The 20,778-nt window shown below is 40.0% G+C and carries 15 protein-coding genes; 5 read left to right on the top strand and 10 right to left on the bottom strand.

Annotation, left to right across the window (positions count from 1 at the left end; translation table 11 throughout):
- Positions 1–649: 649 nt before the first annotated feature.
- Positions 650–1,540: a tetratricopeptide repeat protein gene (locus I6E72_RS08105; protein ID WP_007583526.1), complete on the bottom strand. Its 891-nt coding sequence runs from the start codon at positions 1,538–1,540 to the stop codon at positions 650–652.
- A gap of 908 nt (positions 1,541–2,448) precedes the next feature.
- On the opposite strand from I6E72_RS08105, the gene katG reads away from it, so the two are divergent.
- Complete coding sequence (katG, locus tag I6E72_RS08100; protein WP_165728797.1) at positions 2,449–4,629, top strand: catalase/peroxidase HPI; 2,181 nt, start codon at positions 2,449–2,451, stop codon at positions 4,627–4,629.
- A gap of 162 nt (positions 4,630–4,791) precedes the next feature.
- On the opposite strand, the gene I6E72_RS08095 is transcribed toward katG, so the two are convergent.
- On the bottom strand, positions 4,792–5,364 hold the full coding sequence (locus tag I6E72_RS08095; RefSeq protein ID WP_010555231.1) for a hypothetical protein: 573 nt from the start codon (positions 5,362–5,364) through the stop codon (positions 4,792–4,794).
- Between the two features lie 192 nt (positions 5,365–5,556).
- Between I6E72_RS08095 and arfB the strand changes: the two genes are divergently transcribed.
- Entirely contained in the window at positions 5,557–5,970 is a 414-nt protein-coding gene (gene arfB, locus I6E72_RS08090) for an alternative ribosome rescue aminoacyl-tRNA hydrolase ArfB (protein ID WP_007583522.1), read from the top strand.
- A 129-nt stretch (positions 5,971–6,099) separates the two neighbouring features.
- On the opposite strand, the gene eat is transcribed toward arfB, so the two are convergent.
- The 3 genes from eat to I6E72_RS08075 are packed head-to-tail and all read right to left on the bottom strand — an operon-like array spanning position 6,100 to position 9,856.
- Positions 6,100–7,506, bottom strand: a complete 1,407-nt coding sequence (gene eat / locus I6E72_RS08085) for an ethanolamine permease (RefSeq protein ID WP_197111791.1) — start codon at positions 7,504–7,506, stop codon at positions 6,100–6,102.
- Positions 7,507–7,565: 59 nt separating this feature from the next.
- Positions 7,566–8,453, bottom strand: a complete 888-nt coding sequence (gene eutC / locus I6E72_RS08080) for an ethanolamine ammonia-lyase subunit EutC (protein ID WP_165722936.1) — start codon at positions 8,451–8,453, stop codon at positions 7,566–7,568.
- Entirely contained in the window at positions 8,450–9,856 is a 1,407-nt protein-coding gene (locus I6E72_RS08075) for an ethanolamine ammonia-lyase subunit EutB (protein WP_165741313.1), read from the bottom strand. Before I6E72_RS08075 ends, eutC begins: the two co-directional genes overlap by 4 nt.
- 220 nt (positions 9,857–10,076) lie before the next feature.
- Here I6E72_RS08075 and I6E72_RS08070 point away from each other — a divergent pair, with 220 nt between their 5' ends.
- Positions 10,077–11,057 carry a helix-turn-helix domain-containing protein gene (locus I6E72_RS08070; RefSeq protein WP_197111789.1) on the top strand — a complete coding sequence of 327 codons (981 nt, stop codon included), beginning with the start codon at positions 10,077–10,079 and terminating at the stop codon, positions 11,055–11,057.
- Positions 11,058–12,175: 1,118 nt separating this feature from the next.
- On the opposite strand, the gene arfA is transcribed toward I6E72_RS08070, so the two are convergent.
- The 3 genes from arfA to I6E72_RS08055 all read right to left on the bottom strand — a co-directional run bounded on the left by arfA (position 12,176) and on the right by I6E72_RS08055 (position 16,339).
- Positions 12,176–12,376 carry a ribosome alternative rescue factor ArfA gene (gene arfA, locus I6E72_RS08065; RefSeq protein ID WP_002963106.1) on the bottom strand — a complete coding sequence of 67 codons (201 nt, stop codon included), beginning with the start codon at positions 12,374–12,376 and terminating at the stop codon, positions 12,176–12,178.
- Between the two features lie 215 nt (positions 12,377–12,591).
- The gene (locus I6E72_RS08060) at positions 12,592–15,132 is read right to left on the bottom strand and encodes a TonB-dependent receptor plug domain-containing protein (protein WP_197111787.1); all 2,541 of its coding nucleotides are present in this window, start codon (positions 15,130–15,132) and stop codon (positions 12,592–12,594) included.
- Positions 15,133–15,385: 253 nt separating this feature from the next.
- Complete coding sequence (locus tag I6E72_RS08055) at positions 15,386–16,339, bottom strand: sensor histidine kinase (protein WP_197111785.1); 954 nt, start codon at positions 16,337–16,339, stop codon at positions 15,386–15,388.
- Between the two features lie 199 nt (positions 16,340–16,538).
- Here I6E72_RS08055 and I6E72_RS08050 point away from each other — a divergent pair, with 199 nt between their 5' ends.
- Both I6E72_RS08050 and hemH read left to right on the top strand, forming a co-directional pair.
- Positions 16,539–17,867, top strand: a complete 1,329-nt coding sequence (locus tag I6E72_RS08050) for an HD domain-containing phosphohydrolase (RefSeq protein ID WP_165735969.1) — start codon at positions 16,539–16,541, stop codon at positions 17,865–17,867.
- Positions 17,868–17,941: 74 nt separating this feature from the next.
- Positions 17,942–18,961 (top strand): ferrochelatase, encoded by a 1,020-nt coding sequence (hemH, locus tag I6E72_RS08045; protein ID WP_197111783.1) that lies wholly within the window; start codon positions 17,942–17,944, stop codon positions 18,959–18,961.
- Between the two features lie 557 nt (positions 18,962–19,518).
- On the opposite strand, the gene I6E72_RS08040 is transcribed toward hemH, so the two are convergent.
- Positions 19,519–19,839, bottom strand: coding sequence for a hypothetical protein (locus I6E72_RS08040; protein WP_197111781.1), 321 nt, complete (start codon positions 19,837–19,839; stop codon positions 19,519–19,521).
- Between the two features lie 9 nt (positions 19,840–19,848).
- Complete coding sequence (locus I6E72_RS08035; protein WP_165728790.1) at positions 19,849–20,592, bottom strand: nuclear transport factor 2 family protein; 744 nt, start codon at positions 20,590–20,592, stop codon at positions 19,849–19,851.
- Positions 20,593–20,778 lie beyond the last annotated feature (186 nt).

Below are 20,778 nucleotides of genomic sequence, written 5' to 3'. Positions count from 1 at the left end.
AAACAATATGCACGCAGAGAAGAAAAGGAGGAGCAAATGAGAAGAGCAAAACCAATGCTGACTCGGCATTATAAAAGTACAAGCGTTGCTTTAAAAGCTTGTAACCTGCGCGAATAGAAGTGTTTATACCAAGTTTAGAGTATGACTTGTTGCTCATGTTAGAAGCACAGTTTCTGATTTTTTTTATTATTTTAACTTCTAAGCTCTTCTCTAAAAGCGCAGCGTCTCTAAACCTATTTGTGTATAACAGCCCTAAAAAATAGTATGCACGCAGAGAAGAAAAAGAGGAGCAAATGAGAAGAGCAAAACCAATGCTGACTCGGCATTATAAAAGTACAAGCGTTGCTTTAAAAGCTTGTAACCGGCGCGAATAGCAGTGTTTATACCAAGTTTAGAGTATGACTTGTTGCTCATGTTAGAAGCACAACTTCTGATTATTTTAACTTCTAAGCTCTTCTCTAAAAGCGCAGCGTCTCTAAACCTCTTTGTGAATTAATCACTTTAGGTCTTAACTCTACGGTAGAGCAGAGTTTGTAGAGCGCAGTAAAGCTTCTAATTACACAACAAACTTAACCTTTAAAAACAAAAAAAGGGCCAAGGCCCTTTTTTATGATGTTGCGCCTAATCATACAGGCCAAATACTGAGTGCTTAAACAACTTCACCAGCTACTATAGTATTAAAGCTGTCGTTGTCATGTAAGCTTGCAAATGCGCTCTCATGTAATAGCTCATTACGTAAATTTGGAGAGTATTCAAGTGCCATTTTAATGTCGGCTAATGCATCTGCATGCTTATGTGTTAGCGCATAAGCACATGCTCGTTGCCAATAGGCATAACCATAAACACTATCTATATCAATGGCTTGATTACACAATTCAATGGCTTGTGCTGTTTCATTTATTTCTAATAACGCATCGGCCTTATAAGCAATGGCTTCAACATCCTCTGGTTTACGTTTTAAAATCTCATCAAATATTTCAATTTTATTAGCAAAATCACTTTCTAAATTGGCACGCATCCATAACGAATGAACCTCGTTGGTAACCGATATACGCTCTTGGTTACTGAGTATTTCTTCTGAGCGTACGCGTAGTTTTTCTTCAAGAATTTTTAATCGGTCTTCATACTCGTCAGTAATTACACTTACACGTGTATTTACAATATCTTCTACTTTGTTTTTAACATCGCGTAGTGAGTTCCAGCCCACTAAAACCAAAATAGAAGCCGTAGCGGTAATTATAAAAAATACATTATTAATAGTATCGGTAGTGTATGTTAACGCGCGATCTGCAGTATCAAGCTGTGCATGAGTAACTTGCTTAGTTACATCCTCACGGAGCTTTTGTTGATCTTGCCTTACGGCTTTTAGCTCGTCGAGTATGTAGCGCTCCATTAGCGGTTTAAACATAGACTCTTTAAGTTGTTTGAGGGCTTGTTGCTCTTGTTGTGCTGTAGGGGCTGCTGGTTTTTGTTCAGCAGAATTTACTATGCCCGAAAAAAAAGTTAAACAAACAAAAAGTGTAGATAGGTAATAACGCATCGGTACGCCTAATTAAATTAATTACTGTAATAACTTTAACATGCAGGGCTGAATGGCACTAGGGCGCGTTGACTTTTCAGGATTAAAATTGACCTAATTTAGATAGGAGCAATAGTTGTAAGAATTTTTTAGCCCAGTGAGCTTAGCAATAATAGGGTAAAGCATGAGCATTTTGCTAATACTTAGGTGGTTTTAGGAAAAAAATAGGCAAAAAAAAACCAGCTCAATATGAGCTGGCAAAAACTGCTTAAAACAACAATATGTCGTAGGGATTCACAGGAGAACAACTTCATACTAACTGAATCTTTATGAACAAATACTTAATTCAATTCAATTAGTTAAAAATATAAGAATACTCAAAGTATTCGGTTTATAAAGTAAAGGTGCATTGGGCTTAAGTAATGCACCTTTATAATTATAACTATATAACTACAATTTCATGGTGAAGGGGGGTATTCCAATGTGCGCTTTAAATAAATTAAAGCCACTTTCAAACCCTTCACATACCATTACGCCGAAATTTTTCAATTCGATCACAGGTCTAGTAAAAAGGTTAAGGTTAATTCACTAATTTGTTTTTTTATCTTACGTAATACCTTATACGAGCGTCATCAAATTTATTTTTACTATTATTTTGAACGTAATTACAAAGCTATTGTTAAATACATCATTAGCAAAAGGCCAATCAAAAATATAAATTGGAGCAATCGTTTTAAATAGTATGTTGAGGCTGGCGTAGCATAATTTATGCGCCTATATTAAGGATACGTAAGTGTTTAGGCAGGCACACTAAATAATAAGTAAGCCGATTAAATAAAAATAACCGTTACTTTTTAAAAAGTTATAAATACATAAGCAACAATACTGATTGATTAAGTATTTTACTTTTCTATTATAAGGATTCCAGAATGAGCAACCCTAAAGCAGGCCAATGTCCGGTCATGCACGGCAGTAATACTAAAACGTCTAATCCCAATACTGATTGGTGGCCAAATGCCCTAAACTTAGACATTCTTCATCAGCACGACACCAAATCAAACCCATACAATAGCGACTTTAATTACGCTGAAGCATTTAAATCAATCGATCTTGACGCGCTAAAAACAGACGTAAAAAGCTTAATGACCGATAGCCAAGATTGGTGGCCAGCCGATTGGGGACATTACGGCGGTTTAATGATTCGTCTAGCATGGCATTCAGCGGGTTCTTACCGTTTAGCCGATGGCCGAGGAGGCGGTGGTACAGGTAATCAACGTTTTGCGCCACTAAATTCATGGCCAGATAACGGTAACCTCGACAAAGCGCGTCGTTTACTTTGGCCGATAAAGAAAAAATACGGTAACAAGCTTTCATGGGCCGACTTAATTATTTTAGCGGGCAACATGGCATACGAATCAATGGGTTTAAAAACCTTTGGTTTTGCGGGCGGCCGAGAAGATATTTGGCACCCTGAAAAAGACGTTTACTGGGGAGCTGAAAAAGAATGGTTAGCGCCAAGTGACGGCCGTTACGAAAGTGTAGATAAACCAGACACCATGGAAAACCCATTAGCCGCAGTACAAATGGGCTTAATTTATGTAAACCCTGAAGGTGTAAATGGTATTCCTGATCCGCTTAAAACAGCGGCCCAAATTCGCGAAACTTTTGCACGTATGGCAATGGATGACGAAGAAACCGCTGCATTAACGGTAGGCGGACACACAGTAGGTAAAGCGCACGGTAATGGCAAAGCAGAAAACTTAGGACCAGAACCAGAAGCAGCTGACGTACACGAGCAAGGCCTTGGTTGGAATAACACTACAACCCGTGGTATTGGCCGCGATACAGTTACATCAGGTGTAGAGGGCGCATGGACTACGCACCCAACACAATGGGATAACGAATACTGTAAGCTTTTATTAACCTACGAATGGGAACTCACTAAAAGCCCTGCAGGTGCTCATCAGTGGGAGCCTATTAATATTAAAGAAGAAGACAAGCCTGTCGATGTAGAAGATTCATCAATTCGTTTAAACCCAATGATGACAGATGCTGATATGGCCATGAAAGTGGATCCAACGTACCGTAAAATTATTGAGCGTTTTTATAACGACTTTGACTACTTTTCAGACGTGTTTGCACGTGCCTGGTTTAAACTAACTCACCGCGATTTAGGTCCTAAATCATGTTACTTAGGTGCTGACGTACCAAGCGAAGACTTAATTTGGCAAGATCCAATTCCAACCGTTGATTACACATTAACAGACGACGAAATTAGCAATCTAAAAACCACATTATTAAATTGTGGTGTTAGTGCCGCTGATTTAATAAATACAGCTTGGGATAGCGCACGTACTTATCGTGGTTCTGATAAACGTGGCGGCGCAAATGGTGCACGTATTCGTTTAGCACCGCAAAAAGATTGGCAAGGTAATGAGCCAGAACGTTTAACATCAGTACTTAGTGCGCTTGAAAAAGTGCAGGCTGGCTTGAGTAAACCTGTTAGCATCGCCGACTTAATTGTTTTAGGTGGTACAGCAGCCGTAGAACAAGCTGCAAAACAAGCCGGTGTTGATGTAAACGTGCCGTTTGCTCCAGGACGTGGAGATGCAACAGATGAAATGACTGATGCAGAATCGTTTGATGTACTAGAACCAATCCACGATGGTTTTAGAAACTGGCTGAAAAAAGATTACGCAGTGTCAGCGGAGGAGTTATTACTAGAGCGCAGCCAACTAATGGGATTAAGTGCACCAGAAATGTCGGTACTTATTGGTGGGATGCGAGTACTAGGTACTAACTATGCTGGCAGCGAACACGGCGTATTTACAAATAGCGTAGGCTCATTAACCAACGACTTCTTTGTAAACTTAACTGACATGTCAAACCGTTGGGAGCCAACTCAAAAAGGTTTATACAATATAGTAGACCGTAAAAGTGGCACTACTAAATGGACTGCAACACGCGTTGATTTAGTATTTGGATCAAACTCTATATTGCGCGCACTTGCTGAGTTTTATGCACAAGACGACAACAAAGAGCGCTTTGTACATGACTTTGTAAACGCATGGGTAAAAGTAATGAACGCAGACAGATTCGATCTTAAATAATCTGTACGCTAAATAAAAACGGGGGAGTAATAATTTACTCCCCCGTTTTTGCATATAGTCCCGGTCAGTATTACTTATAAAATATTGTAATTTATCTAAGTCATATTAAAATTAGGCATTAAAAAAGGCGGCAAAAGCCACCTTTTTATAAAACAATAAAACTTATAGAAGTGCAAAAAGCTTTTGTAGTTGTGGCATGTATTCGCTCACAAGTTCAAGGTTGCTTTCGCTTACTAAAGACTCTGTAGACTCCTCAGCTGCGCTTGACGATTTACCAAACGAACCCATTAACGAGCTAGCGCCTTTATCTTTAGCACTTTTCATGCTTTGAAAACCGCCCATTACTTTATTCGCTGTTTCTTGATTATCAGCAGATAAACCCGATTTAAGGTTTTCGATATAAGCCATTGATACTTCAGAACCTACAGTTACTAGTTGCTCTGGTGTAAAGCCGTAGCGCCCTGTAACACCCGCGAAGCTTTTGTATAGGTCTTGCTCTTTAATCATGCTTAGTGCGCTATTAGCTAAAGAGCTTTGTTCGTCAACACTTTGATCTGCAGAACCACCTAACATACTTGCTAAGTCTAAGTCTTTTAAAGACTCTTGGCTGCTTGCCCAGCTCGTTACAGCTGGCAGTGCTTTCATATAGCTTTGAAGTTGACCTTCGTTAATATCTACTGCAAGGCTTGAGAAACTCATTGCTAATAAGCTAAGTGATACAAGTATTTTTTTCATTGAGCATTTCCTAGTATTAAAGTTGTGCCAATTAGAAACTAATAAGCAACACTTGCCAACACAAAATAATATATTGGCTGATTTTATAGTACAATTTATGAGAATTTATTTAAGTTCTAAGAATTTAGTTCATTCACCACAAGCTAATGTACTGATGATATAATACATTTTTGACAAATAGAGCTGAACACAATGTTAACAATTTCAAATACTGTCACTATCGATGAATGGGAACTAGAGCTAACGGCTATTCGTTCGCAAGGTGCCGGTGGTCAAAATGTTAACAAAGTCGCAAGTGCAATTCATTTACGCTTTGATATTAACCGCTCTAAATTACCTGATTTTTATAAAGAGCGTTTGCTAGCCTTAAATGATACAAGAATTACCAAAGAGGGCGTTTTAATAATTAAAGCGCAAAGCCACCGTACGCAAGAGCTAAACCGAGAAGATGCCCTTAAGCGCTTAAAAGATTTAATACTTAGTGCTACCGTTGTTAATAAAGCGCGTCGTGCCACCAAACCCAGCCGTAATTCACAGCGAAAACGCATGGACAAAAAAACCAAACACGGGCAAAACAAAGCGCTACGCGGCAACATAAAGTTTTAGTTTTAAACGGTATTAATAAAGTAGATAAAGGACTTGATGCCTACATGCAGGCACTATTTTTACATCGTATTGTACGTATAAAAATATAAGTGAGGGGTAGCCTCACTTATATTTAATAACTATTAATACCTACTTAGCCATTTCTAAATCAGATTCTGCATTTGCCAACATTGCAAACTCTTCATCAGCGCTTTTAGCAACTAAGTGTTTTGAGCTATAGCCAAAGTAATATGCGGTGCCCACAATAAACAGCACCATAGTGTATAAAAATGCACGAGGGTCAAACGCATACACACCCGTTAATGCTATAAGCGAAAGTACTAAAGCAATACTTGACGTAACTACGCCACCTGGAGTTTTGTACGGGCGAGGTAAATCAGGTTGTTTAACGCGGAGTAAAATATGGCTCAGCGCCATTAATGCATACGAGAGCGTTGCACCTACTACTGCCATTGCAAGTATTAAGTCACCCTCACCACTGAGTGATACTAAAAAGCCAAATACTGCCGGTACAATCAACGCACGTGCTGGCACTTTGCGATTAGTCGTAATAGACAACGAACGTGGTAAATAACCGGCTCTAGATAGAGCAAACACTAAGCGACTATAACCATAAATAATAGAGAAAAACGAAGCAACTAAACCCGCAAGCCCTAATATATTTACAACGGTTGCTAAGCCCTCACTACCGGATGCATTTAATGCATCAACTAAAGGCACAGCACTTGCCCCCATTGCAGCAGCACCGCCAGCACCAGGTACTAAAACAACAACTAAAAAAGCAGTAAATAACAAAAAGATCATTGCACCAATAATGCCTTTTGGCACATCTTTAGCGGGATCTTTTGCTTCTTCTGCAGCAAGCGGTACACCTTCAACCGCTAAAAATAACCACATGGCAAACGGTAATGCAGCCCAAACCCCGTACCAACCTAAAGGTAAAAACTCACTGGCTCCCACTGCATTTGTTACGGGGACGTCAAATAAGCGCGATGCATCAAAATTTGTGATTAAAACAAAAGCCGTTGCAATAATAGCTAATACCGCTAAACCACTTATTACCATCATTACTTTAAGCGCTTCTCCTACGCCCGCTAAATGAATTCCCACAAATAGTAAGTAAAATAATGCATATACCCATGGGCCATTAAACCCGGTGAGGGCTTCAACTGCCGAACCAATAAAAATAACAATAGCAGCGGGTGCTAAGGCATATTCAATTAATACGGCAAGCCCGGTTAAATAGCCTCCCGCTGGCCCCATAGCTTGACGCGCAAAACTATAACCACCGCCTGCAGCAGGTATTGCAGCTGACATTTCAGCAAGCGATAGTACAAGCGCTAAATACATAACCGCCATTAATACTGCAGCAATCGCAAAACCACCCCAACCGGCTTCGGCGATACCAAAGTTCCAGCCTGCAAAGTCACCCGATATTACATACGACACACCCAAACCTGCGAGCAATAACCACCCCGCAGTACCACGTTTTAACTGTCTTTTAGCAAGGTACTCTGTATTATTATTAGTAGACATAACCTTTCTCCGTTGATGTTTAGTTTTTATTTTTTTATTTCATGTGTTTTTAATTAAAATTACTCAGCAATTAAAAAGTTAGTGGTTGAAACCTGATGCTCAATTACATCATCTTGTGTGCGGTCTTTTAAATTAACCCCAGTTAGTTTCAGTTTTTTAGCTTCACGTAATAAGTACAGTGCGCGTCTCGCCGCTTCTGTATAAGGTAGGCCTGCAGGGCGAATATTCGATATGCAATTACGACATGCATCGTTAAGTCCTGTTTTGGGCTCCCATGTTAAATACAAGCCAAGGCTATCTGGCGAACTAAGTCCTGGGCGCTCTCCTATTAACACCATAACCACCTGCGCATTTAGCAACTCACCTATATCGTCGCCAATCGCTACTCGCCCTTGCTCAACCAAAGTAATGGGAGCAATTTTAAATTGCTTGTCTGTTGTAAGGTGCGTTAATAGCTCTGTTATAAATGGGTATGCATTTTTTTGTACCGCCAACGACGAGAGTCCATCAACCACTACAATTGCTAAATCGTATTTAGCCTGCGCAGTGTGCTTTTGTTTATTCATATAGCTGAGAAGTACTTGCCTACCATTTTCATCAAGTTTACGGCCTAAATCGGGTCGCTGAAGGTAAGTAACCCTGTCAACGGCTTGGCTGTGTAAATGCAGGGGAGGGGCAACCTCTTTTAGAGCACTAATATTGCCTAGTTGCTCAGTCATTGCGTTAATATCAAGCGGAAAACTCACCGCATCACGCGCTTGTGCATGAGATAGCTGAAAAGCCAGCATTTCTGAGGTTGGCAAACTTATACCGGCGCGACCAAGCCCAATACGGGCGTCGGTAAAGCGGCGTAAATCACTCCAAGGGTTGTGCACTACATTACCGTTATTTTTATGCTCATTTACTGAGTTATCTAATGGAGTGGTCGGTTTTGAACGTGATTTCATGAGCCACCTCCAGCAATTGCACCCAGAGGTTTAGCAAAAGCGGGAGGCAAGGTATCTGAAAGTGTGATGTCGGTAGTGCTTTGCATAATTTTCATTTTGCTTAGCCATGCTTCAAACTCAGGGGCGGGTCTAGAGCCAAGAACTCGACGCACATATAATGCATCATGAAACGACGTAGTTTGGTAGTTAAGCATAATATCGTCAGAGCCAGGTATTCCCATTACAAACGAGCAACCTGCAACACCTAATAGCGTTAGCAAATTATCCATATCGTTTTGATCGGCCTCTGCATGATTGGTGTAACACACGTCGCACCCCATCGGTATGCCTAGTAACTTAGCGCAAAAGTGATCCTCAAGTCCTGCTCGGGTAATTTCTTTACCATCAAACAAATATTCAGGGCCAATAAATCCCACCACGGTATTAACCAGTAACGGATCAAACTTACGAGCAACTGCATAAGCGCGAGCTTCACACGTTTGCTGATCAAGGCCATGATGCGCATTTGCTGAAAGCGAACTGCCTTGCCCAGTTTCAAAATACATCACATTATTGCCAACAGTGCCGCGCTTTAAACTCAAAGCGGCATCTTGCGCTTCAGCTAAGGTATTTAAATTAAAACCAAAACTTGAGTTAGTAGCCTCCGTGCCGCCAATCGACTGAAATACCAAATCAACCGGCGCGCCAGCTTCTATACATTCAATAGTGTTAGTAACATGTGTAAGCACACAGCTTTGCGTCGGTATGGCGTATTTTTGAATAACATCATCCATTAATGTCATTAATTTAATGGCCTGGGCAACGTTGTCGGTTGCTGGGTTTATACCTATTACGGCATCGCCATTACCGTATAGCAGCCCATCAAGCATGCATGCAGCAATACCGTTAATATCGTCAGTTGGATGATTGGGTTGTAAACGTGTAGATAAATGCCCAGGAAGGCCAATAGTGTTTCTAAAAGCACTTGTAACATGGCACTTTTTAGCAATTAATATGAGATCTTGATTGCGCATTATTTTGCTAACTGCAGCAGCCATTTCGGGCGTAATACCTTGCCTTATACTTGCAAGTACAGCGGGTGTTGCAAAGTCGCTTAAAAGCCAATTACGAAAATCACCTACGGTTAAATGTGCAATAGCCATAAAGGCATTGGCATCGTGCTCGTCAATAATTAAGCGTGTAATTTCGTCATCTTCGTAGGGAATAAGTGCCTCATTTAAAAATGTTTTAAGAGGTACATCGGCCAATGTCATTTGAGCCACAGCACGTTCTTGTGCTGATTGTGCAATGACACCCGCTAAGCGATCACCTGAACGCTGTGGCGTTGCTTTAGCCATTAACTGGGCTAAGTTCTTGAATTTATAAGTGTGTGTACCTAAAGTGTAACTGTACGCTTGCCCCATGATTTACTCCACATAACTAATATGATAAACCTTGGTATAGGTTTTGCTGCATCTTTAGCTATAAATCAATTTTCAATAGTTACAAGACAGCTTATTTTGTACCAAGTAACTATCGAATTTCGGCAAAAGATTATTTATTAATCCAATTCAATTGGTTACACACGCAAAGCGGTGTTAACTTAACCATAATAAAAGTGTAACGAAAAAGAGCATCCCCTATATGGCGCAGCAAAGTAGCTACAACGCACCACTAAAGAGCAAGGTGCAAACACACGATATAGACGAGCAAGCGCATAGCCTTACTCAATGGCAGCAAAAATACGATCAAATGAGCGACGGCAGCTTTTATGGTTTTATTGAAGAAACAGATTACGTCAATATTCATGTGTTTAAAGAATACACCGAGCGAGCGCTTCGTCAGCAATGTAACATCGCCCCCAATTCTGTTTGGCTTGGCATTCCTTGTCAGTCGCAGCAAAGTAAGATTAATGGTCTAAGTGTGGCAAGTAATCAATTTATGTGCCGCACAAGTGATAATGACTTTGAGCTGATAACCCCTGAGCAATTTAATATTTATGGTTTGGTAATCGATTGGAATTCAATTGAATATATGGCGCAGCTACAAGGCGTAACATTGAAAAACCTATCATCAGCACAATCAGCTCGCTTATCGGTAAGCAACTCATCATTGCAAACGGCAAGGCAAATAATTAATAGCATGGTTGTAGGCAAGGGCTTTGGACTTAAAACCGAATCGCAACAAGATATGCTAAACATGTTGGCACTACACTTATTACAAGCAGACAATCCGCAGCAAAATATTGCGCCAAGTTATAAACATCGAAAAGCCGTAGTAGATAAAGTAAAAGATTACGTGGCCACAAATCCACAAAACCCAATAACCATAACCGAGCTGTGCGAGCTTGCTTTTGTAAGTAGGCGCACACTTCAGTATAGTTTTGAGAGTATTTTAGGAATTAATCCTTTGCGGTTTTTACGTTTAACACGTTTAAATAATGTAAGGCGGGAACTAAAAAAACCAAACCAAGATAAGCCAATTTCAGTAATAGCAGCCAATTGGGGATTTTGGCATGCGGGACAATTTGCTAAAGATTACACGCAACTATTTGGTGAAAACCCATCACAAACAGTTAAAAATTCAGCACAGCAGTTTAAACCACCGTGCTCTACAAACTTGTAGGTGCGAATTTACTTCGCGCTCGTGTAACGTGGCTTTAATGCTCTAAAAGTGAAAGCGAGGTATAAAACCTCACCTACATCGTGCAAACAGCAAACCCGTAGGCGCGAATTTATTTCGCGCTTATGTAACATGGCTTGAATGCTCTAAAAGTGAAAGCGAGGTATAAAACCTCACCTACATCGTGCAAACACCAAACCCGTAGGTGCGAATTTACTTCGCGCTCATGTAACGTAGCTTTAATGCTCTAAAAGTGAAAGCGAGGTATAAAACCTCACCTACATCGTGCAAACACCAAACCCGTAGCTGCGAATTTATTTCGCGCTTATGTAACATGGCTTGAATGCTCTAAAAGTGAAAGCGAGGTATAAAACCTCACCTACATCGTGCAAACACCAAACCCGTAGGTGCGAATTTATTTCGCGCTTATGTAACATGGCTTAAATGCTCTAAAAGTGAAAGCGAAGTATAAAACCTCACCTACATCGTGCAAACACTAAACCCGTAGGTACGAATTTATTTCGCGCTTATGTAACATGGCTTAAATGCTCTAAAAGTGAACGCGAGGTATAAAACTTCACCTACATCGTGCAAACACCAAACCCGTAGGTGCGAATTTACTTCGCGCTTATGTAACGTGGCTTAAATGCTTTAAAAATAAAAGCGAGGTATAAAACCTCACCTACATCTTGCAAACACCAAACCCGTAGGTGCGAATTTATTTCGCGCTCATGTAACATGGCTTTAATGCTCTAAAAGTAAAAGCGAGGTATAAAACCTCACCTACATCTTGCAATCACCAAACCCGTAGGTGCGAATTTATTTCGCGCTCATGTAACGTGGCTTTAATACTTTAAAAGCAAAAGCGAGGTATAAAACCTCACCTACATCGTGCAAACACTAAACCCGTAGGTGCGAATTTATTTCGCGCTTATGTAACATGGCTTAAATGCTCTAAAAGTGAACGCGAGGTATAAACCTCACCTACACCGTACAAATACCAAACCCGTAGGTGCGAATTTATTTCGCGCTTATGTAACGTGGCTTGTATGCTTTAAAAGTAAAAACGAGGTGTAAAACCTCGCTTACTATATTCAAAAGCCCTATTTGATCGGTGCTATTTAAGCCGCGATTAAATAGGACTCTTGTCCTGAATGCTTGTTGTTGCGTTTAAACGAACCTTTGCCTTTTTTAGCTTTAACCACTTGTGGTTTAAATAATTTAGAGGTGACCATCGCCGCTAGTGCATTGTGGTTTATAACGCCTCGCCCTGTATCTACCGCGCTGGTGTTTGCGGTTTTTGCTTTAGATTTTTTAGTCATATATTACCTATCAACTAATGGTTATTTTAAGTTAAATAATAAAGAGGCTTTTATGTTGGCCTATTTAAGAGATGGCGATTGTAGGCTTAATTTTCAACCGCGCAAGTATTTTTAATGCCCAACAGGTACTTTTTTATAATAAAAAAGCATAAAAAAAGCGCAGTTAATAACTGCGCTTAATATTACTTAGTTTGCTTTACTTTTTTATAAGATAATTAAAAACTAAAGCTTACTTTTGCATAGTACGTTCTGCCGTCAAAGCCGTATGGCAATGCGCGTACAGGGTATTTAAATGCACCGTTGGTGATAAAGTTAAGTACTTCGTCGTCGCCTAGCTCGTCTGGCGTTTCGTCAAATACGTTATCGGCACCCACCGAAAGCGCAAACATGTCGTTAATTTGGTAGCTCACGTTTAAGTCAACTAACACAGCAGATTCAACCGTACTTGTTGGTTTAAACGACCCTGTTGGCGAAAGCTCACCTGGTAATGAAATATGGTCGTTACCAAAGTATTTTACATCTGTTTCGCCAAAGTAGTTAAAGCGAATGGTTGATGTGTAGGCATCGCGTTCGTAGTCAAACGTAAGCGTTGCACGTTCGCTCGGTTGTCCGTCGGTAAAAAAGCTACGTTGTAAATCATCAAAAGCAACCGCTTCAGGAATACCGTCTTCAGCATTTACGCCGTCAATTTTAGTATCGTTTAGGTTACCTGCAAAGGTTACTCCTAAATTACCGCCTTCAACTTCAGTGCGGTACGATGCAATAATATCAACACCTTGCGTAGTAGAATCAACCGAGTTTGAGAAGTAATTAGCTTGTACTGCTCCCGTTGCTTGTAGCGCTGCTACAGCGTCTGAGCTAAACGATACGTCGTCAGCCGTAAGTAAGCTGCCAAGCGTAATACGGTCTTCAATTTCTACGCGGTAAAAATCAACCGTTAGTGAAAGCTCGCTTGTTACATCGTAAACAAAACCAGCACTGTAGTTTGTTGAAGTTTCAAGCTCTAAGCTATCTACGCCTAACGCACTTGGGAAGGCTGTACCGGTGTTTGCAGTGAACGATTGCGTTAATGTGCCGTCTGAACCTAAGTTAGTTGTAAAGGCTGTATAACCACTTTGTTGAAGTGATGGCGCTCTAAAACCAGTAGATACCGCACCACGAACTGCAAAGTCATCTGAAAATTCATAACGTGTTGCTAATTTACCAATTAAATCATCCCCAGCATCTGAGAAATCTTCATAGCGTAGCGCACCACTGACGTTCCATGCGTCGGTGATCATAGTTTCTACGTCTACATAAACTGCGTAGCTGTTACGGTCGCTATCGTTAGCCGCTTCAGGGCGTAGGCCGTTATAAGCCTGAAAACCACACTGTGCAAATTGATCCGGATCGTTTACTGATGGGTACGAGGTATCCATATTTGCTAGTCCACAGGCGTATGATGCTTCATCGCCAGGCACTATTTCGTAGTTTTCTTTACGGTATTCAGCGCCTACTGTTACATATAAAGGTTCACCACGGCCAATATCTACAATACCGTTTACATCAAGGTTAACCGTTGTTTGATCAAATCTAAAACCACCTGAGTAACCGCCACTAGGGCCTGAGTTTGCTGCAATATCGGCATCGCTTGCACTTGGGTTGTTAAATAAATACTCAGCCGCGTAAGAAGCGTTTAATGTATTGCGTGATGTAAAGTCGTATTGGTTTTCACCATAAACAGCCGATACATCGTAATTCCAATCTGTGTTTATATCGCCTTTAAAACCAAGCGCGACTGAAATATCTTGTGCTTCGTTATATATGCGCGGTAAAAAACCATCGCTATATACTTGGGTTACGTTTTTAGACGCTTCGTTAAAATTACGGTAAAAACCATTACCCAGCGCCGTGCGCTCTGAGTAGCCACCAAACGAGTAAAGCTCGCCGTCGCCCATTGGTAATGCCATGTTGTAAAATAACGACGTAAATTCACTTTCTGAGTTACCTTGGCCCCAGCGTACGTCTTCACTTAACGTACCTGGTTCAACATTAAGCGAACCACCCGTATCACGCTCGGCGCGGTTAGTGCCATCGGCATCACGGTACTCAAGCGATAGGTTAATAAAGCCGCCTTCGTTGCCTAATTCAAAACCACGGTTTAAACCTGCTGAAATAGTGTCGCCGTCACCTTCACTTGTGCCGCCGTATTGTACAAAACCCGTTGTAATACCGGTTGAGTTATTAAGAGATAAGTTAATTACGCCTGCAATAGCATCAGAGCCATATTGCGCCGCTGCGCCATCGCGTAATACTTCAACGCCTTTAAGGGCCGTTAGCGGAATGGCATTCATATCGGTACCCGCAGCGCCTGCGCCAACCGTACCGTTAAGGCCAAAAATTGATTGGTTATGGCGACGTTTACCATTTACTAATACAAGGGTTTGATCTGGCTGTAAGCCACGAAGTGTGGCGGGTCTAAATAAATCAGAACCGTCAGATACTTGTGTACGCGAAAAGTTAAATGAAGGCGCTGTCGCTTGCAGGCTTTGGCCAAGCTCGGTAAAGCCACCTTTGGTTAAATCATCTGCGTCAATTAAATCAATAGGAGAAGAAGACTCAGTAGAAGTACGGTTAGATACACGCGATCCTAATACAGATATTTGCTCAATGTTTTTAGCAGCTTGCACTGGTGCTTCTTCTGCGTTAACAATGCTTGGTGCGCTAAACGCGAAAGCAACGGCTACAGCAAGTGTTTTTAAACGGTATGTTGGCATAGTGACGACCCTGTTTTTTTGTGTTCTTATAATATGTGTGTGGTTATGATGCTCATAACCTGTTGCAAACATCCTAGCAACATATGCAAACAAAAAGAAATGAAAAAAACTAAATATTTGGTCTAAGTATGCAAATAAATTTCAAGATAAGAAAAAACCACCTTTAATCGATTAAAATACATGCTGCAAGGGCATTAAACTTCAAAAACGTATTTATTAACTTTTTATTTACATTGTGGTTTTGCTCGTTTGTTTACGCTTTTAAAGGTAATAGGCAGCGGATGGTCGTACCTGTCCCTAATGTGCTGTTAACTTCTATTTTTCCGCCATGATCGCTCACCATAGCGTATACAAGTGTCATACCCATACCGGTACCTTCACCAACTTCTTTTGTTGTATAAAAAGGGTCAAACATATGCGCTATTGTGTCTTCACTCATTCCACAGCCATTATCTTTTACCTCAATACAGATATTTGTGTTTAGTTCAAAAATATTGACCTCAATAATGCAGCCTTTTTCTAAATCAAGCTCGCATGCTTGCCAAGCATTCATTAAGAGATTTACAAAAATTTGATTAATTGATGATAAATTGCACCAAATAAGTGGTAGTGGTTCAAACCGCGTTTTTATCTCGCATAGTTTGAGTTTGTTACTTAATAACCTTAAAGCATTATTAGCACCCGTTGTTACATCGGTTAGTTGCTTATCTTGCGAGGAGGAGGGGTGGGCAAAGTTTAATAAGTCATGCACAATTTGTTTTATTCGTTTGAGTCCTTCAACGCTGTCGTTAACTTGTCCCTGCAAATTGTTATAAAGCCACGCATACGGATACTGTAAGTTGAGTATGTCGATTTCGTGTTTAAAACGGCTCTCTTTAATTTCGTTGTTTAAGTATTGCTCGTTAAGCTTTAGCAACGTGATGAGCAAAGGGGTAGAATTTTGTAAGCTTTCTATATTACTCATTGCATAGGCAAGCGGGGTATTTATTTCATGGGCTACGCCTGCACAAAGCGTTCCTAAGGTCGCCATTTTTTCAGTTTGCACAAACAGCATTTGTTGATGTTCTAAATCGGCTACTTTTTTTTGTAATTCATTATTTATGGCAACTAAAACGGTGCTTTTATCTTTAAGTAATTGCTCTGCGGCCAAGCGCAGCTTTTGTTCGTTTAAAAAGGCAGGTTCAAAATTACCATCTGATCCATTCATTCCTTTCATCCATATAGATAACTTTATACTTAATGTTTAGTTGGTTACACGCAAATTTGCAACTTTAGTGTTAGCAATTATCTACTTATGGGTAATAACTACATTACTTAGATTCAGCTATAAATAAAGGCAGGACAAACTCACCATAGAATATTTTTTTAAGCTATTATTTAGCCAGAAGTAATTTAAGGGCGGCGCAATGACTCAAGCAACACCAAACACACCAATGAATCAGGTTGATGTACTTTGTATTGATGATGACGAAATAGTACTACGTACGTTAACACGACTACTTGAAGTAAATGGCTTAACGGTTATTGTTTGCGATAATCCGCAAAACGCACTAACACTTTTTAAAAATCATGAATTTGGTTTAATTATTAGCGACATGCGGATGCCAGTAATGAACGGTGCCGAGTTTTTAGAAAAAGCGCGTGCGCTGGCACCCGACACTCAACGCATTTTATTAACCGGTTACGCCGATATACAAACAACCCTAGCAGCTGTTAATCAAGGGCAAATAAATGGTTATATTCAAAAACCATGGCAAAACGACTTATTACTTCGAAGCATTAAAGATAGCCTAGAAAAATTTGCGCTAAAAAAGCAAAACAAAAAATTAGAAACACAAGTTAAGGCACAAAACCAAGAACTACTTGAGCTAAACAACACGTTAGAGCAACGAGTAGAAAAACGTACCTTACAAATCAAACAAGTTTTAAAAAAGCTTGAAGACGCCAACGAACGCGAAAAACAAGAGCACAAATCGACCGTTGAGCTGCTATATAATTTTGTTAACGCGAATCCTTACCTTGATGGCAACAAAGCACAAAATATTGCAAATACCTGCACACAAATAGCGCTTTACCTAAACCTGTCGCAAAAAAGCATTGATCTTGCCCCAATGGCTGGTTATTTAGCACAAATAGGTTTGCTTGCTATGGACCCTGAACTTTATAAAAAACCGTTAAATCGGTTAAATGAGCAACAGCGTAAGACCTTTTATACTCACCCAAGTACTGCACAATTAATGCTAATGCCAGCAATACATTTACACGATTTGTCGGATGCTATTTATTATCAGTTTGAACGTTTTAACGGAAATGGAATGCCCAAAGGCCTTGCTGGAAACGATATACCGATAGGGGCTATGGTATTAGGGTTAGCGCGCGACTATTGGGATGCGTTTGAGCAGAGCAATGCAAGCGATGAAAAGCAGCGCCATGAGGATGCACTCGAAAGTGTAAAACTTTATAGTGGTTCGTTTTACCACCCTAAAATAGTTCGTGCGCTTGAAGCAAGCCATGCAAAACTACACGAACAAAAAAGTTCAGCAGGATCAGTATTAATTTGTAATGCTCATGAACTCAAAGATCAAATGATACTCGGCCATGCTCTGCACAGCCATTCGGGTATAATGCTGCTGCCTAAAGGTCATGTGTTTAGCCGCAAATCAATAGAAAAACTGCAGCAACTAGAATCTAAAAAACCAGCCCCATTTAGAATTATGGTTAAAACTGCTAAATGATTGATCTAAACGGCAGTTTTTTTCGTTACAATGTGCATAAAATACATTATTGAATTTGCTTGAAGGAGCACTCTGTGTCGCGATTTTCTGCGGTTACTGACAATCCCCATGATGGGCGTTTTAACCAAAAAACGGGAATACTGCTTACTAACCTAGGTAGCCCTGATGCACCAACAGCTGCTGCGCTTCGTATATACTTACGTGAGTTTTTATCAGATCCACGCATTGTAGAAATACCACGCCTAGTATGGATGATAATTTTACATGGCATTATTTTGCGTGTGCGCCCTAAGCGTTCGGCTAAATTATACGAAAGTATATGGACCGAAAATGGCTCACCACTTACCCACATTACTCGCCAACAAAGCGTAAAGCTAAATACCTTATTAAAAGAACAAGGTTATACCAATACTGAAGTGGTAATGGCAATGCGCTATGGTAATCCCTCAATAGAGGCCGGCCTTGAAGAGCTTCGTGATAAAGGCTTAACGCGTATTATTATATTGCCAATGTATCCGCAATATTCTAGCCCAACCACGGGTTCAACGTTCGATGCTGTATCAAGCGTATTGCGTAAATGGCGCTGGGTGCCAGAGCTGCACTTTATTAATGGCTATCATAAAAACACCCGTTATATTGAGTCACTTGCTAATAGTATTAGTGAGGATTTAGAAACGAATGGTATGCCACAAAAAATTGTTTTTTCGTATCACGGTATGCCTAAACTCTTCTTAGAGCGCGGCGATCCATACCATTGCCTATGTTTACAAACCACGCGTTTAGTTGTCGAAAAACTGGGCCTTGATAAAGACAAAGTAATTAGTACTTTTCAAAGTCGATTTGGTAAAGCCGAGTGGTTAAAGCCTTACACCGACGCAACGCTTGAAGCCCTGCCTGATGAGGGTATTACCGATGTAGCCATTATCAGCCCAGCTTTTAGCGCCGACTGCCTAGAAACACTTGAAGAGCTAGAAGGCGAAAATCGTGAAATATTCGAAAACGCAGGCGGCAAAAAGTACCGTTACATAGCGGCACTAAACGACAGAGACGATCATATAGAAGCTGTGTTTGATGTTATAAAACCTATGTTGTAACCCAAGCTTACTAAAGCACATAGCTAAACATATTTCGCATTAAGCGGTGTTAAAATTAACACCGCTTTTTTGTTTTTAGGGCTTTTAAAATATTTAGTTAATTAATTCACAAAGAGGTTAAGAGGCGCTGCGCTTTTAGAGTAATGATAAAACATAAATATACTGGTTTTTGTTTTTAGCTTTTCTCATTTACTCCTCTTTTACTTCTCATTGTGCAAATAAAAGCTTTTAAAGAGCTAATTAATTCACAAAGAGGTTAAGAGGCGCTGCGCTTTTAGAGTAGTGATAAAACATAAAAATACTGTTTTTGGCTTTCTCATTTACTCCTCTTTTACTTCTCATCGTGCAAATAGAAGCTTTTAAAGGGCGAATTATCCACAAAGAGGTTAAGAGGCGCTGCGCTTTTAAAGTAAGTGATACATATTGGCCGATCTGGTTTTTCTCAGTTATTGCTGATTACTTTATCTTTGTGAAAGAAATTACTTATATTTTTAATAATAATTAAAATAAAAACGTATTGCGGAGGGGGAGAATACCTAAGCAACAGCAATTAAACGCTATCGCTTAAAGTATAAATCAATCGCTTTGGTGAGGAGCTTGTCGAGTTGTTCTTCAAATTCTTCAATATTAATATCAAAGTGCTTTAAGTAAGCTCGAGCCTGCACAAGAGATAAATTACGGCTGTTAACGCTATATTGTCGCTCGTCTATGGTTTTATCGTAACGAGGTAAAAATACAAATTGGCCATAAAATGGTGACTTAATATGTTTATTTGCAAAACGACAAAAATCTTCAACATGCTCAGCACCCTTAGGGCCAAGGCAACCGGGCTCGATGCGATACATTAAGCGAATTTTTTTGTCGTCATTTATTTGCATATAAAGCCTTTATCTAAAAAACAGTACGCGTACTATTTTTCCATCTTTAATTTGGTAACTCGAAATCAGTTCTGAGCGTTTATCAACTACCTTTTCGTCAGTTGAGCAGGTTTCTGATAGTTCGTGATCAATCACTATATCACCGTGAACTATGCGCTTAATTGGTGATGAGTGAATACACTTTAACTTTTTAAACATTAGCCCATAACGTTCTATTAGTTTTTCTTTACCTTTAAATAATAGCTCATTAGGGAAAATATAAAACTCAACATCTTCGGCATATACCCGCAGAAACTCTTCAATGTTACGCGCGTTATACGCTTTAACTAACTGCTCTACTACCGCAAGTGATTCGCGCGATTGCTTAGCTTTAGTTTGTTGCTTAACTGTCAGCGCTTCTTTTGCTTGCGTAACTGCTTTTTCAGCTTCGGCTACAGCCACTGCTTTTTCTATTTTATTTTTAGGCTTTTCAGTAGGTTTAATCTGCTCGTTACCCAATACCTTTGAATCGTCTGGTTTAGTCGCATCAATTGTTGGCTTTTTAAGCTCAGGTGCTTTGTATTCAAGCGTATTTACTTTGTCGTCAGCTTTGACTTGAGTTACTGATTGCTCATCTTCAACTTTTGGTTTTTCAACGTTTGCTTGAGCTTCAACTTGCTGCTCTTTTTGCTCAGGCTCGCTTTGTTCTGCGGCGTAAGTAATAAGCGCAACGGTGGTAATTAACGAGGCAAAAATAATAGATAACGGTTTCATAACTTTCCTAAAATGAACACTAAACACGTGTAATACCAATTACATTAAATAAGCGATCTATTATAGCGTCAAGAAAATAGCACAATAATAAGGCGAAAATTGTGACATATAGTTGTTCTATATGAATAATTTTTAACGCAGTTAGTGAGTTATTTAATGCGATAGAATGATCATATTTTTGATAAT

It is taken from the genome of Pseudoalteromonas sp. NSLLW24 (assembly GCF_015864725.1).
Taxonomy (GTDB): domain Bacteria; phylum Pseudomonadota; class Gammaproteobacteria; order Enterobacterales; family Alteromonadaceae; genus Pseudoalteromonas; species Pseudoalteromonas arctica.
This window is presented reverse-complemented; position numbering and strand designations above follow the sequence as displayed.

Excerpts from the sequence above, each read along its gene's own strand:
- arfB (WP_007583522.1), top strand. The coding sequence starts at position 5,557 with ATGTTAACAATTTCAAATACTGTCACTATCGATGAATGGGAACTAGAG.
- I6E72_RS08060 (WP_197111787.1), bottom strand. The coding sequence starts at position 15,132 with ATGCCAACATACCGTTTAAAAACACTTGCTGTAGCCGTTGCTTTCGCG.
- I6E72_RS08040 (WP_197111781.1), bottom strand. The coding sequence starts at position 19,839 with ATGCAAATAAATGACGACAAAAAAATTCGCTTAATGTATCGCATCGAG.
- I6E72_RS08055 (WP_197111785.1), bottom strand. The coding sequence starts at position 16,339 with ATGAATGGATCAGATGGTAATTTTGAACCTGCCTTTTTAAACGAACAA.
- I6E72_RS08035 (WP_165728790.1), bottom strand. The coding sequence starts at position 20,592 with ATGAAACCGTTATCTATTATTTTTGCCTCGTTAATTACCACCGTTGCG.
- I6E72_RS08095 (WP_010555231.1), bottom strand. The coding sequence starts at position 5,364 with ATGAAAAAAATACTTGTATCACTTAGCTTATTAGCAATGAGTTTCTCA.
- eat (WP_197111791.1), bottom strand. The coding sequence starts at position 7,506 with ATGTCTACTAATAATAATACAGAGTACCTTGCTAAAAGACAGTTAAAA.
- katG (WP_165728797.1), top strand. The coding sequence starts at position 2,449 with ATGAGCAACCCTAAAGCAGGCCAATGTCCGGTCATGCACGGCAGTAAT.
- arfA (WP_002963106.1), bottom strand. The coding sequence starts at position 12,376 with ATGACTAAAAAATCTAAAGCAAAAACCGCAAACACCAGCGCGGTAGAT.
- eutC (WP_165722936.1), bottom strand. The coding sequence starts at position 8,453 with ATGAAATCACGTTCAAAACCGACCACTCCATTAGATAACTCAGTAAAT.
- I6E72_RS08075 (WP_165741313.1), bottom strand. The coding sequence starts at position 9,856 with ATGGGGCAAGCGTACAGTTACACTTTAGGTACACACACTTATAAATTC.
- I6E72_RS08105 (WP_007583526.1), bottom strand. The coding sequence starts at position 1,540 with ATGCGTTATTACCTATCTACACTTTTTGTTTGTTTAACTTTTTTTTCG.
- I6E72_RS08070 (WP_197111789.1), top strand. The coding sequence starts at position 10,077 with ATGGCGCAGCAAAGTAGCTACAACGCACCACTAAAGAGCAAGGTGCAA.
- I6E72_RS08050 (WP_165735969.1), top strand. The coding sequence starts at position 16,539 with ATGACTCAAGCAACACCAAACACACCAATGAATCAGGTTGATGTACTT.